The organism is Pseudocitrobacter vendiensis (assembly GCF_943590815.1).
GTDB lineage: Bacteria > Pseudomonadota > Gammaproteobacteria > Enterobacterales > Enterobacteriaceae > Pseudocitrobacter > Pseudocitrobacter vendiensis.
In genome coordinates, this window is the sequence record NZ_CALSBS010000005.1 from 56,096 (window position 1) to 70,168 (window position 14,073).

14 protein-coding genes are annotated in these 14,073 nt (G+C 50.5%); 7 read left to right on the plus strand and 7 right to left on the minus strand.

From position 1 onward, the window contains the following. Positions 1-3: 3 nt before the first annotated feature. From hisD to hisIE, 7 genes are read left to right on the plus strand one after another with little or no spacing between them, the layout of a single operon-like run. Positions 4-1,308 (plus strand): histidinol dehydrogenase, encoded by a 1,305-nt coding sequence (gene hisD / locus NMC31_RS07630; protein ID WP_253897490.1) that lies wholly within the window; start codon positions 4-6, stop codon positions 1,306-1,308. Next, positions 1,305-2,366 carry a histidinol-phosphate transaminase gene (hisC, locus tag NMC31_RS07635; protein WP_253897491.1) on the plus strand — a complete coding sequence of 354 codons (1,062 nt, stop codon included), beginning with the start codon at positions 1,305-1,307 and terminating at the stop codon, positions 2,364-2,366. Before hisD ends, hisC begins: the two co-directional genes overlap by 4 nt. Beyond that, a complete protein-coding gene (gene hisB / locus NMC31_RS07640) occupies positions 2,363-3,430 on the plus strand; it encodes a bifunctional histidinol-phosphatase/imidazoleglycerol-phosphate dehydratase HisB (protein ID WP_253897492.1) in 1,068 nt (355 codons plus the stop codon). Before hisC ends, hisB begins: the two co-directional genes overlap by 4 nt. Next, positions 3,430-4,020 (plus strand): imidazole glycerol phosphate synthase subunit HisH, encoded by a 591-nt coding sequence (gene hisH / locus NMC31_RS07645; RefSeq protein WP_253897493.1) that lies wholly within the window; start codon positions 3,430-3,432, stop codon positions 4,018-4,020. Before hisB ends, hisH begins: the two co-directional genes overlap by 1 nt. Beyond that, positions 4,020-4,757 carry a 1-(5-phosphoribosyl)-5-[(5-phosphoribosylamino)methylideneamino]imidazole-4-carboxamide isomerase gene (hisA, locus tag NMC31_RS07650; RefSeq protein WP_253897494.1) on the plus strand — a complete coding sequence of 246 codons (738 nt, stop codon included), beginning with the start codon at positions 4,020-4,022 and terminating at the stop codon, positions 4,755-4,757. The genes hisH and hisA overlap by 1 nt, the downstream gene beginning before the upstream one ends. Next, on the plus strand, positions 4,739-5,515 hold the full coding sequence (hisF, locus tag NMC31_RS07655) for an imidazole glycerol phosphate synthase subunit HisF (protein ID WP_149462356.1): 777 nt from the start codon (positions 4,739-4,741) through the stop codon (positions 5,513-5,515). The genes hisA and hisF overlap by 19 nt, the downstream gene beginning before the upstream one ends. Then, the gene (hisIE, locus tag NMC31_RS07660; RefSeq protein WP_253897495.1) at positions 5,509-6,108 is read left to right on the plus strand and encodes a bifunctional phosphoribosyl-AMP cyclohydrolase/phosphoribosyl-ATP diphosphatase HisIE; all 600 of its coding nucleotides are present in this window, start codon (positions 5,509-5,511) and stop codon (positions 6,106-6,108) included. The genes hisF and hisIE overlap by 7 nt, the downstream gene beginning before the upstream one ends. Positions 6,109-6,167: 59 nt before the next feature. Here the strand turns inward: hisIE and wzzB are convergent, their stop codons facing one another. The 7 genes from wzzB to wbjC form a co-directional block, all read right to left on the minus strand. Next, positions 6,168-7,142 carry an LPS O-antigen chain length determinant protein WzzB gene (wzzB, locus tag NMC31_RS07665; protein ID WP_436649893.1) on the minus strand — a complete coding sequence of 325 codons (975 nt, stop codon included), beginning with the start codon at positions 7,140-7,142 and terminating at the stop codon, positions 6,168-6,170. A gap of 169 nt (positions 7,143-7,311) precedes the next feature. Beyond that, positions 7,312-8,478, minus strand: a complete 1,167-nt coding sequence (gene ugd / locus NMC31_RS07670; protein WP_253897497.1) for a UDP-glucose 6-dehydrogenase — start codon at positions 8,476-8,478, stop codon at positions 7,312-7,314. A 231-nt stretch (positions 8,479-8,709) separates the two neighbouring features. Continuing rightward, the gene (gene gnd / locus NMC31_RS07675) at positions 8,710-10,116 is read right to left on the minus strand and encodes an NADP-dependent phosphogluconate dehydrogenase (protein WP_108473768.1); all 1,407 of its coding nucleotides are present in this window, start codon (positions 10,114-10,116) and stop codon (positions 8,710-8,712) included. 117 nt (positions 10,117-10,233) lie between these two features. Beyond that, a complete protein-coding gene (locus tag NMC31_RS07680) occupies positions 10,234-10,641 on the minus strand; it encodes a WbuC family cupin fold metalloprotein (RefSeq protein WP_253897498.1) in 408 nt (135 codons plus the stop codon). Further along, the gene (locus NMC31_RS07685; RefSeq protein ID WP_253897499.1) at positions 10,632-11,840 is read right to left on the minus strand and encodes a glycosyltransferase family 4 protein; all 1,209 of its coding nucleotides are present in this window, start codon (positions 11,838-11,840) and stop codon (positions 10,632-10,634) included. The genes NMC31_RS07680 and NMC31_RS07685 overlap by 10 nt, the downstream gene beginning before the upstream one ends. Then, entirely contained in the window at positions 11,840-12,970 is a 1,131-nt protein-coding gene (gene wecB / locus NMC31_RS07690) for a non-hydrolyzing UDP-N-acetylglucosamine 2-epimerase (protein WP_253897500.1), read from the minus strand. Before wecB ends, NMC31_RS07685 begins: the two co-directional genes overlap by 1 nt. Beyond that, a complete protein-coding gene (wbjC, locus tag NMC31_RS07695) occupies positions 12,967-14,073 on the minus strand; it encodes a UDP-2-acetamido-2,6-beta-L-arabino-hexul-4-ose reductase (RefSeq protein WP_253897602.1) in 1,107 nt (368 codons plus the stop codon). The genes wecB and wbjC overlap by 4 nt, the downstream gene beginning before the upstream one ends.

Genomic DNA, 14,073 nt, shown 5'->3' on the forward strand with positions numbered 1-14,073 from the left:
ACCATGAGCTTTAACACCCTGATCGACTGGAATGGTTGTAATAAGGAAGAGCAGCAGGCGCTGCTGATGCGCCCGGCGATTTCGGCTTCCGACAGCATTACGCGCACCGTCGCGGAGATCCTGGATAACGTTAAGCAAAACGGCGACCGTGCCCTGCGCGAATATAGCGCGAAGTTTGATAAAACCGACGTGACCGCGCTGAAAGTCACTGAAGAGGAAATCGCCGAGGCCAGTAACCGCCTGAGCGATGAACTGAAAGCCGCGATGAACGTCGCGGTAAAAAATATCGATACCTTCCACACCGCGCAAATTCTGCCGGGCGTGGATATCGAAACTCAGCCGGGCGTGCGCTGCCAGCAGGTCACGCGCCCTATCGCCTCGGTGGGCCTTTATATTCCGGGCGGCTCCGCGCCGCTTTTCTCCACCGTATTAATGCTGGCGACACCCGCGCGTATCGCCGGTTGCCAGAAAGTGGTGCTCTGTTCTCCTCCGCCGATTGCTGATGAAATTCTTTATGCCGCACAGCTATGCGGCGTGAAAGAGGTGTTTAAAGTCGGCGGTGCGCAGGCCATTGCCGCGCTCGCACTCGGCACCGAGTCAGTTCCTAAGGTTGATAAAATCTTTGGCCCGGGCAACGCGTTCGTCACCGAAGCCAAACGCCAGGTTAGCCAGCGCCTTGATGGCGCGGCGATTGATATGCCTGCTGGCCCGTCTGAAGTGCTGGTGATTGCCGACAGTGGCGCAACGCCAGACTTTATCGCCGCCGATTTACTGTCGCAGGCGGAACACGGCCCGGATTCACAGGTGATCCTGCTGACGCCAGATGCCAACATCGCGCGTGGCGTGGCGGAAGCCGTGGAACGCCAGCTTGCGGATCTCTCGCGTGCCGACACCGCGCGTCAGGCGCTTTCCGCCAGCCGTTTGATTGTCGCTCGCGACATCGCTCAGTGTGTGGAAATTTCCAACGCCTACGGCCCGGAGCACCTCATCATTCAGACCCGTAACGCGCGTGAACTGGTCGATCAAATCACCAGCGCGGGTTCGGTTTTCCTTGGCGACTGGTCACCGGAATCAGCGGGGGATTACGCCTCCGGCACCAACCACGTGCTGCCGACCTACGGTTACACCGCAACCTGCTCCAGCCTGGGACTGGCGGATTTCCAGAAACGCATGACCGTGCAGGAACTCTCTCGCGACGGTTTTGCGTCTCTCGCCGCCACCATTGAAACGCTGGCCGCAGCCGAACTGCTGACCGCCCACAAAAATGCCGTCACCCTGCGCGTAAACGCCCTGAAGGAGCAAGCATGAGCATTGAAGAATTAGCCCGCGAGAATGTGCGTAATCTGACGCCCTACCAGTCCGCTCGCCGCCTGGGCGGCAAAGGCGATGTCTGGCTCAATGCCAACGAGTTCCCGACGCCGGTCGAATTTCAGCTTACCGCGCAAACGCTGAACCGCTACCCGGAATGTCAGCCAAAAGCGGTGATTGAAAACTACGCCGCCTATGCAGGCGTAAAGCCGGAACAAGTGCTGGTCAGCCGTGGCGCAGATGAAGGCATCGAACTGCTGGTGCGCACGTTTTGTGAACCGGGTAAAGATGCAATTCTTTACTGCCCGCCGACTTACGGCATGTACAGCGTGAGCGCCGAAACCATTGGCGTAGAGTGCCGCACCGTACCGACGCTGGAAAACTGGCAGCTCGATCTCCCTGGTATCGCCGATAAGCTCGACGGCGTGAAAGTGGTTTACGTTTGCAGCCCGAATAACCCAACCGGGCAGCTGATAAACCCGCAGGATTTCCGCACGCTGCTGGAGATGACGCGCGGTAAAGCGCTGGTGGTTGCCGATGAAGCCTACATTGAATTTTGTCCGCAGGCGACGCTAGCAGGCTGGCTGAACGAATACCCCAATCTGGTGATCTTGCGCACGCTCTCCAAAGCCTTTGCCCTCGCCGGCCTTCGTTGTGGTTTTACCCTGGCGAACGAAGAGGTTATCGCCCTTCTGTTGAAAGTGATTGCCCCTTATCCGCTCTCCACACCGGTTGCTGATATTGCCGCGCAGGCGCTGGCGCCGCAGGGCATCACCGCGATGCGCGAACGCGTGGCGCAAATTCTGGCAGAGCGTCAGTATCTGGTGGCGAACCTTGATGGCATCCCTTGCGTGGAGCAGGTCTTCAACTCTGAAACCAATTACATTCTTGTGCGCATTAAAGCTTCCAGCGCAGTGTTTAAATCTATGTGGGATCAGGGCATTATCTTACGAGACCAGAATAAACAACCTTCTTTAAGCGGCTGTTTGCGTATCACCATCGGCACCCGCGAAGAGAGCCAGCGCGTTATTGACGCTTTGAATGCGGAGAATGTATGACCCAGAAGTTTCTCTTTATTGACCGCGACGGCACCCTGATTGCAGAGCCGCCGAGCGATTTCCAGGTTGACCGTTTCGAGAAACTGGAATTTGAACCGGACGTTATTCCGACGCTGCTGACCCTGCAAAAAGCGGGCTACAAGCTGGTGATGGTCACCAATCAGGATGGGCTGGGCACCGACAGTTATCCGCAGGCGGATTTTGACGGCCCGCATAATCTGATGATGCAGATTTTCACCTCGCAGGGCGTTAACTTCGAAGACGTGCTGATTTGTCCGCACTTCCCGGCAGATGACTGCGACTGCCGCAAGCCGAAAACGAAGCTGGTTACCGCCTGGCTGGCCGATGGTGTAATGGAAAAAGCCAACAGCTACGTGATTGGCGACCGCGCCACCGATATCCAGTTGGCAGAAAACATGGATATCATCGGCCTGCGTTATAACCGCGACACGCTGAACTGGGCGACGATTGGCGCGCAACTCACTCGCCGCGACCGCTACGCGCACGTTGAGCGTAAAACCAAAGAAACACAGATCGACGTTAAAGTCTGGCTCGACCGTGAAGGCGGCAGCAAAATCAGCACCGGCGTCGGTTTTTTTGACCACATGCTGGACCAAATCGCCACCCACGGCGGCTTTCGCATGGAGATTGCCGTACAGGGCGACCTGTATATCGACGATCACCACACGGTGGAAGACACCGGGCTGGCGCTGGGCGAAGCGTTAAAAATGGCGCTGGGCGACAAACGCGGCATCAATCGTTTCGGCTTTGTCCTGCCGATGGACGAATGCCTGGCACGCTGCGCACTGGATATCTCCGGGCGTCCGCACCTCGAGTATAAAGCCGAGTACAACTACCAGCGTGTGGGCGACCTGAGCACCGAGATGATCGAGCACTTCTTCCGCTCGCTCTCCTACACCATGGGCGTCACACTGCATCTGAAAACCAAAGGCAAAAACGATCACCACCGCGTGGAGAGTCTGTTCAAAGTCTTTGGTCGCACGCTGCGCCAGGCGATCCGCGTGGAAGGCGATACCCTTCCCTCCTCAAAAGGAGTGCTGTGATGAACGTCGTTATCCTCGATACCGGCTGCGCCAACCTGAACTCGGTGAAGTCCGCCATCAGCCGCCACGGCTATGATCCGCTGGTAAGCCGCGCCCCGGACGTGGTGCTGCGCGCCGACAAACTGTTTCTGCCAGGCGTGGGGACCGCGCAGGCAGCGATGGACCAGATTCGCGAGCGTGAACTGGTCGAACTGATTAAAGCCTGTACCCAACCGGTGCTGGGCATTTGCCTCGGGATGCAAATCCTCGGTAGCCGTAGCGCAGAAAGTAACGGCGTCGACCTGCTGGGCATTATTGACCAGGATGTACCGAAAATGACCGACTTCGGCCTGCCGCTGCCGCACATGGGCTGGAACCGCGTCTACCCGAAAGCGGGCGACCGTCTGTTCCGGGGTATCGAAGATGGCGCGTACTTCTATTTCGTTCACAGCTACGCCATGCCGGTGAACCCGTATACCATCGCACAGTGTAACTACGGCGAACCGTTCACCGCCGCAGTGCAGAAAGATAACTTTTACGGTGTGCAGTTCCACCCGGAACGTTCCGGTGCAGCCGGGGCGCAACTGCTGAAAAACTTCCTGGAGATGTAATGATCATTCCAGCTTTAGATTTAATTAATGGCACTGTGGTGCGTTTGCATCAGGGCGACTACGCCCAACAGCGCGATTACGGTAACGACCCACTGCCGCGTTTACAGGATTACGCCGCTCAGGGCGCACAAGTGCTGCACCTGGTCGATTTAACCGGCGCGAAAGACCCGACACTGCGCCAGATCCCGCTGCTGAAACAACTGGTTGCGGGCGTGAACGTACCGGTACAGGTTGGCGGCGGCGTGCGTACCGAAGACGATGTTGCCGCTCTACTTGATGCAGGCGTTGAGCGCGTGGTTGTTGGTTCGACGGCGGTAAAATCGCCAGAAATCGTTAAAGGCTGGTTTACCCGCTTTGGCGCGGAGCACCTGGTGCTGGCGCTGGACGTACGCATTGATGAGCAAGGCACGAAGCAAGTCGCGGTGAGCGGCTGGCAGGAAAACTCCGGCGTCACGCTGGAAGAACTGGTCGAAACTTATCTGCCGGTTGGTCTGCAACACGTACTGTGCACCGATATTTCGCGTGACGGCACACTGGCGGGCTCTAACGTCTCGTTGTATGAAGAAGTTTGCGCTCGCTACCCGCAAGTGGCGTTTCAGTCTTCCGGCGGCATTGGTTCGTTGGCTGACATCGCCGCCCTGCGCGGCACCGGCGTGCGCGGCGTGATTGTCGGACGCGCACTGCTGGAAGATAAATTCACCGTAACGGAGGCCATCCAATGCTGGCAAAACGGATAATCCCCTGTCTGGACGTACGCGATGGTCAGGTTGTCAAAGGCGTGCAGTTCCGTAATCACGAAATTATCGGCGACATCGTCCCGCTGGCAAAACGCTATGCAGACGAAGGTGCAGACGAATTAGTATTTTACGATATCACCGCCTCCAGCGATGGCCGTGTTGTTGATAAAAGCTGGGTTTCTCGCGTCGCGGAAGTGATTGATATCCCCTTCTGCGTCGCCGGTGGCATCAAATCCATCGACGATGCGGCGAAAATTCTCTCTTTCGGTGCGGACAAAATTTCCATTAACTCCCCGGCGCTGGCCGACCCGGAGCTGATTACCCGCCTGGCGGATCGCTTTGGCGTGCAGTGCATCGTGGTCGGAATTGATACCTGGTTTGACGCCGACAGTGGAAAATATCATGTTAATCAATACACCGGCGACGAAAGCCGCACCCGTGTCACCCAATGGGAAACCCTCGACTGGGTGCAGGAAGTGCAAAAACGCGGCGCAGGTGAAATCGTCCTCAACATGATGAACCAGGATGGCGTGCGTAATGGCTACGACCTGGCGCAACTGAAAAAAGTGCGTGAAGTCTGCCACGTTCCGCTGATTGCCTCGGGCGGCGCAGGCACAATGGAACACTTCCTCGAAGCCTTCCGCGATGCGGATGTCGATGGCGCGCTGGCCGCCTCGGTATTCCACAAGCAAATTATTAATATTGGTGAATTAAAAGCGTACCTGGCCGCACAGGGCGTGGAGATACGGGTATGTTAACTGAACGACTGGACTGGGAAAAAACCGACGGACTGATGCCCGCCATTGTGCAACACGCGGTCTCCGGTGAAGTATTGATGCTGGGGTATATGAATAAAGAGGCGCTGGCGCAAACCCAGTCGTCCGGCAAAGTGACGTTTTACTCGCGCACCAAAGAACGCCTGTGGACCAAAGGGGAAACCTCCGGCCATTTCCTTAACGTGGTGAGCATCACGCCCGACTGCGACAACGACACGCTGCTGGTGCTGGTCAACCCGATTGGCCCAACCTGCCACAAAGGCACTTCCAGCTGCTTCGGCGACGCCAGCCACCAGTGGCTGTTCCTGTATCAACTGGAACAACTGCTGGCCGAGCGTAAAACCGCTGACCCGGAAAGCTCCTACACCGCGCGCCTGTATGCCAGCGGCACCAAGCGCATCGCGCAAAAAGTGGGTGAAGAAGGCGTAGAAACCGCGCTGGCAGCAACGGTGAAAGACCGCTTTGAGCTGACCAATGAAGCGTCGGATTTGATGTATCACCTGCTGGTGCTGTTGCAGGATCAGGATCTCGATTTAACGACGGTGATTGAGAACCTGCGAAAACGTCATCAGTAAAGTTTCATCAAACGTAAAAAAACCGGGCGAGCCCGGTTTTTTGTTATCTGATATAAGCGTTACGCTTTCGGTTTGTAGTTACGCAGCGCATTGCGGCCCAGTACAACACCGGCACCAATCATCCCACCCAGCAGCACCGCCAGCACCAGCGTCAGGCCACGTTTCGGGCTGTCACGACGGATTGGCAGCGTCGGCTTCATCACGTAACGATAGACGTGAATGGTTTTCGGGTCGACTTTCAGTTTCTCGATATCGAGCAGGTTTTTCTTCAAACCGTAGTAGCCGGCACCAAAGGTCAGCGGTCGGCTGGCTTCGTTAGCCACCATTGCGCCCAGCGCTTCGGTACCTAACAGGAACATGGTTTCCTGAGTCACGTCCTGCGTCTGCTGAAGCTGCGGTTTGGTGACGTTACTTTTCTGCGCATATTTCAGGGATTCGGTGATTTGCTTGATACGCAGGTCTTTTTGTTCCTGAGCGACGGTTTCCTGGTTTTCCAGGTCGTCCTTAATGTTCATCACACGCAATTTGATGGTGTCATTAAGGTCAAGTTCCAGCTCATCAGCGATTTGTTCGTCGATTTTCTGGATGTATTCGGCTACACCGCGCTGAGCGGACTGGGCTGAGTCACTGACGTAAGACACAGTAAGGGGCAATGACTGGCCCTTAACAGACGGCTCAATAGTCAACTTCTCAGGTTCTTCCTGATTGTCCAACGCTTCAGTCAAAGCGATAAATGCAGAATTAAAACGGTTAATGACCTGGTTTTGAACATCAGACAAGGTAATCGATGAATCGAGAGTATTGATAGCGTTATGGTAGGTCGCGATCTGCGCCGCATCCGGACGCGTGATAGTAGCGGTCGAGGTCCATTTCTCTTTCGCTAAAAAGATGTAGGCGACAGCAAGGGCAATGGCGACGATGACGCACACGACGATAGTCAACTTGCCACGCCAGAGTTGCATCAACAAATCGATCAGGTCGATCTGCTCCGACTCACGCTCATACCCGTTGCGCCCATTATTGTTATCTTGAATCATATAAACCTTAGTGACATCCGAACAGAAATATCCACGAGGGCATCAGTTTACCTGGACCATTCCGAATTTCTATAGGATTTTCACCAAAAACAGAGAAACCTGAAAAGAATAAGAAAAAAGACTGAACGCCCATCGGGCAAGGCATTCAGCTTGTCAATGATTTGAATTAGTCGTTGCCAAAAAGATCGCGGGTGTAAATTTTTTCTGCTACGTCCGTTAACTCTTCTGCCATACGGTTAGAGACGATAACATCGGCTTCTTGTTTGAACGCCTCCAGATCGCGAACCACGCGTGAGCTGAAGAATTCATCCTCTTTCATCACCGGTTCGTACACTATCACCGTTATCCCCTTCGCTTTCAGGCGTTTCATGATGCCCTGTACGGAGGAGGCGCGGAAGTTATCAGAGCCGCTTTTCATAATCAGACGGTAGATACCGACAACTTTCGGTTTACGCGCCAGAATCGCGTCAGCGATAAAATCTTTACGCGTGCGGTTAGCGTCAACAATCGCGGAAATGATGTTGTTAGGCACCGACTGGTAGTTCGCCAGCAGTTGCTTGGTATCCTTCGGCAGACAGTAGCCGCCATATCCAAAGGAGGGATTGTTGTAGTGATCGCCGATACGCGGGTCAAGACAGACACCTTCGATGATTTGGCGGGAATTAAGGCCCAGAGTTTCCGCGTAGCTATCCAGCTCGTTAAAGTAAGCAACGCGCATTGCCAGATAGGTGTTGGCAAAAAGTTTAATCGCCTCTGCTTCCGTCGAATCGGTAAACAACGTCGGGATGTCCTGCTTAATCGCCCCCTGCTGGAGCATACGAGCAAAACGTTCCGAACGCTCTGAACGCTCACCAATCACGATCCGTGACGGGTGAAGGTTGTCGTACAACGCTTTGCCTTCACGCAAAAACTCTGGAGAGAAAATAATATTATCGGTGGCATATTTTTTCTTCACCGAATCCGTAAAACCAACCGGCACCGTTGATTTAATAATCATGACGGCCTGCGGATTAATCTCAATGACATCCTGAATAACTGACTCAACGCTGGACGTATTAAAATAATTAGTTTTAGGATCGTAATCCGTTGGCGTCGCGATAATGACGTAATCAGCATTCTGATAAGCAAGGTATTTATCAGTGGTTGCGGTAAAACGCAGCTCCCCTGAACGCAGATACTGTTGGATCTCCTTATCCACAATAGGCGAGACACGCTCATTGAGCATATCCACACGTGAAGGAATGATGTCCAACGCTACAACGTCGTGGTGTTGCGCAATCAACAGGCCGTTCGAGAGGCCGACATAGCCTGTACCAGAGATGGTAACTTTCATTTTACTCTCTCAGAATAAACTTAATTATTTATAATGTGATATCACATCAATACGTTTAAAATTTTTTAACTCGTAAGCGTATTCACTGCAATAGAATTACAAACAATTCGGACTTTCTTCAGAGAGAATAAACGGTCAATATTAAGTTACTCTTAAGACAGGGTCATAAAGCAATAAGAATTTCGCGCAAAAAAAACCCGGCATTGCCGGGTTTTTATTATTTATTTAGGATTAATCCAACCACTCGGTATGGAATACACCTTCTTTATCAGTACGTTTATAAGTATGCGCACCGAAGTAGTCACGTTGAGCCTGAATCAGGTTAGCCGGCAGTACCGCAGAGCGGTAGCTGTCATAATAGGCAACCGCAGCGCCGAAGGTCGGCACCGGAATACCGTTCTGTACAGCGTAGGCAACCACGTCACGCAACGCCTGCTGATACTCATCAGCGATATTTTTGAAGTACGGAGCCAGCAGCAGGTTCGCGATACCGGCATTTTCAGCGTAGGCATCGGTGATCTTCTGCAGGAACTGTGCGCGAATGATGCAGCCAGCACGGAAGATCTTCGCGATTTCGCCGTAGTTCAGATCCCAGTTGTATTCGTCAGACGCTGCACGCAGCTGAGAGAAGCCCTGCGCGTAAGAAACGATTTTACCGAGATATAGCGCGCGGCGAACTTTCTCAACGAAAGCCGCTTTGTCGCCAGCCAGTTCTGCTTTCGGGCCAGAAAGCACTTTAGACGCTGCAACACGCTGATCTTTCAGAGAGGAGATATAACGCGCGAATACGGACTCGGTGATCAGGGACAGCGGCTCGCCAAGATCCAGGGAGCTCTGGCTGGTCCACTTACCGGTACCTTTGTTAGCGGCTTCGTCCAGAATCACATCAACCAGATAGTTACCGTCTTCATCTTTCTTGGTGAAGATATCTTTGGTGATGTCGATCAGGTAGCTGCTCAGTTCGCCTTCGTTCCACTCGGTGAAGATAGTCGCCAGCTCGTCGTTAGACAGGTTCAGGCCGCCTTTCAGCAGAGAGTAAGCTTCTGCGATCAGCTGCATATCACCGTATTCGATACCGTTGTGAACCATTTTCACATAATGACCCGCGCCATCTGCACCAATGTAGGTCACGCACGGTTCGCCATCTTCAGCAACCGCAGCAATCTTGGTCAGGATTGGAGCAACCAGCTCATAGGCTTCTTTCTGACCACCAGGCATGATGGATGGGCCTTTCAGCGCGCCCTCTTCACCACCGGAAACACCGGTACCGATGAAGTTGAAACCTTCAGCAGAGAGTTCACGGTTACGACGAATGGTGTCCTGGAAGAAGGTGTTGCCACCATCAATGATGATGTCGCCTTTATCAAGATACGGTTTCAGGGAATCAATTGCAGCATCGGTGCCCGCGCCTGCTTTCACCATCAACAGGATACGACGTGGGGTTTCAAGAGATTCGACGAATTCCTGTACCGTGTAATAAGGAACCAGTTTTTTGCCTGGATTTTCGGCAACAACTTCTTCTGTCTTTTCACGGGAGCGGTTGAAGATGGAGACGGTATAACCACGGCTTTCGATGTTGAGCGCCAGGTTGCGCCCCATCACTGCCATACCGACTACGCCGATCTGTTGCTTAGACATTATGTACTCCTGTCAGGTGTGGTCACCATGCACTTATGCACGGCTTGAATGTGACTAAGATGGTAACTCAGGTTAAGTAAAAGTAGATAGCGGAAGATGCCATACTGTCGGGAGTTCTTAAGCCCTATGACTAAACGCTTTTGCTCTTGAGGGATCAAATGGGCCCTCTTTGACTTCCATCATTAGGGCTCTTGAAGACAGGCACTCGACGCTGTGAATGTCGCCAGGGGCAAATTCTACGACGCACGTTTCACTCCCTTCTCCAACTAAAAATCGATTCTGCACTTTCCCATTTTCATCATACAAACAAACTTCTAATTGGCCTTGCATAACAACAAACATTTCCCACTGATGGGGTAGTTCATGACAATGGGGTTCAACGTAGCTACCACGAACAAAAGCAATGAGTAAGCGCTGAACTTTTTCCTGGTGAGATGCATGCAATAAATAATGAGATCGTAAACGTTCAGAATTTTCTGCACTGCGAAAAAGTTCATCCAGTATACTGCCATCAATTAAACGCATTTTCCCGCCTCCAGTCTGACTTCGATAGTATGTGCTGCCGATTCAACCGAAAATTGAGAGGTTAATAAATCATTAGCGTTATGCCCAAACTCCTTTCTTAACGCTGAATTATTAAAAAGCAATTGTGCAGACTCCAAAAGTTTATCATCTTCACCATTAATATGAATCAGCCCTGCCTTGTGAGCATTCACCAAATCAAGCAAATCGTTACCGGCATTGACACTCCCCAGGATCGGGAGGGACTGAACCATATAACCCAATAATTTCCCTGGAAAATTATGTGAAGAATGGCGAGATGAAAGAGAGAATAATCCAACATCCACTTCAGATAAAATTAGCTTAAACTCGTCCTGGTTTACTGAAGGTAAGTGAGTGAAATTGGTCAACTTCCACTCGGCAGCAAGTGAGTTAATTAAATCAACTTCATCACCCTGCCCAACAAACAGGAAATGGGCATTGGGATAGTGCATCATACTGCGCGCCAATCGCATCAGATTTGCCATATCCTGCGCATGCCCGATATTGCCGCCATAAAAGAAAATAACTTTATTATCCAGGTGGTAGCGCTTACGAAGCGAACGATAATCATCACTCACTGAGACTGGGCTCATCAAGGCCCAGTTACGTAATACTTCGCAAGGATAGCCCTTATTAGTCTGACAAAAAATCTCAAGATTTTTATCAGACATCAGCCCAATACGCTCAGCCTGTCGATAAGACTTTTGTTCGAAATATCTAAAATATCGATCTATTGGTGAACCGGCCTGCAACATGCCTGCATCGATAATCCACTGCGGGAACATATCTCTCAGGACAAGGTACGCCGGGCTATGGCAGCGTTGTTTAATCTTTTTAACTAAACTCCCCCAAAAAATAGAAGGGGAGTAATAGACCACGCCATCGAAGGTATCTTGTTCAATCAGATGCTTCAGTGCGCGCCATGCGCGAAAGGATAAAAGCGTTTCGTTTATTGCTCGCTGAATTTTACCAATATCCTTCAACGGGCCACTTTTAAAACGCCAAACTTTGACACCTTCAATCATGTCAATCGAATAATCGGATTGCAGATTGATATCAGGTGTAATTACCGTAACATCATGGCCTTTTCGCAACAATTCCCGGCCTAACTCATGAAACATCTTAGCCCCAACACGTGTGCTATGGGGTAAATAATCATCAATGATTAATACAAGTTTCATTAGTACTGTTTCCAGACGACCCGCTTAACGTAATCAGTGTATGAATGGATAATACGCACAACTTTATCTGAGACATTAGGCATACTGTAATCACTCACCTGGCGAAGCAAACGTACTTCTCCCCTCGGCTGTGTCGCAATAATCTCCAGTGCTTGCAGAACGCGTTCAGATTCGAGGCCAACCATCATTACCACCCCTTCTTCAAAACCTTCCGGGCGCTCATGTGCTTCACGAATATTGATGGCAGGGAAGTTCATGATTGATGACTCTTCTGTAATAGTCCCACTATCCGATAAAACAGCTCGCGCATGTTTTTGCAGATGGTTGTAATCATGAAAACCTAATGGTTTGAGCAGTACAATATTCTTATGGAACTGAATACCATTCTCGTTGATACGATTGCGGGTACGCGGGTGCGTCGAAACAATGACAGGCATATTGTATTTTTCAGCTACAGTATTGAGAATATTTGCCAGTTTCGTCAGTTGCTTAGGCGTATCGACATTTTCTTCCCTGTGAGCACTGACAACAAAGAAGTTACCACTGGTTAAATTCAGACGAGAAAGAACATCAGAACTATCGATCTGCGGCATGTAATGAGTGAGAACCTCAAACATCGGGCTACCGGTTTTAATAATTCGATCGGCAGGGATCCCTTCCGCAAGAAGATACTCACGAGCAATATCACTATAAGTCATGTTAATATCAGCGGTGTGATCGACTATTTTCCGGTTAGTCTCTTCTGGCACTCGCTGGTCAAAACAACGGTTACCCGCTTCCATATGGAAGATCGGTATTTTGCGGCGCTTCGCCGGTATTGCCGAGATACAGGAATTGGTGTCTCCAAGCACTAACATCGCTTCTGGTTGTTCTGTCTCAAGAACCCCATCAACTTTAATGATGACCTGCCCAATGGTTTCTGCTGCATTCTTACCTGCGGCATTGAGGAAATAGTCAGGTTTACGGACCCCCAGATCCTGGAAGAAGACTTCGTTCAGTTCATAATCGTAGTTTTGCCCGGTATGGACGATAAGGTGATCACAATATTCATCCAATTTCGCAAGAACCCGGGAGAGTCGAATTATTTCAGGGCGAGTCCCAACGACTGACATGACTTTCAATTTTTTCACGATAAAACTCTCGCTATAGTATCTGGTTCTGAACGATTAAATATTTCATTTGCCCAAAGCATTACAACAAGCTCCTCTGAGCCATTGTTAGTAATGTCATGTGTCCATCCGGGTACCGTTTCTACGATTTTAAACTCATTAGATGAAACATTAAGCTCATATCGCTCGCCAGTGATAATATGTTCAAATTTGAAACAAGCACTGCCGCGAATAACGATAAATTTCTCATTTTTAGAATGATGATAGTGACCGCCGCGTGTAATTCCTGGATGTGCCGTAAAGAATGAAAACTGCCCAGCAGCTTTCGTTTTGAGTACTTCGCAGAATACGCCTCTGTCATCGCTGTAAGAAGGAACCGTATAGGCAAATTGTTCTGGTGACAAATAGCTCAACCATGTTGAATACAATGCACGGGTAAACCCTTCGCCCACATCTTCAGTAATCAATGTTTGACGGCTTTCTTTGAATCTCTGAATGAGTTGAGCGACTTCACCAACCGTAACAGAATAAATCGGACCAAATGTTCTGTAGCCTGCATTAACGTTACCAGATAGTAATTTTAATGCATCTGTACAAAAATCATCGATATATACCAGATTTACAACTGCTGACGGGTCATTAATTGTAATACCTTCATCATTCGCAATACGATGACAAAATGTTGCCACAAAAGAGTTATAATTAGGACGGCACCATTTACCAAATACATTTGGTAAGCGATAGATGTAATAAGGTACTTGAGTTGTGGTGCCATACTGTTGAATAATTCTTTCTGCAGATGCCTTACTCTTCCCATACGCATTATCAGATTCAGCTTGTATGGATGAACTTAGCATGACAGGAATAGCTTTGTTACTTTTCTGTAGAATATCAACAATATATTTCGTAAGGTTACTATTCCCCTCTTCAAACTCACTTTCATTCTTGGGGCGGTTGATACCGGCAAGATGGAAAATGAAATCTGCTTGCTTCAGACCATACTCCAAGTCTTCTGATGAGGTATTGCGTTCGATCTTAATCAGTTCATTATATCCTGCTTCCTGGAGACGAAAGCATAGATTTCGACCGATAAAACCTTCAGCTCCTGTGACGAGTATTTTCAT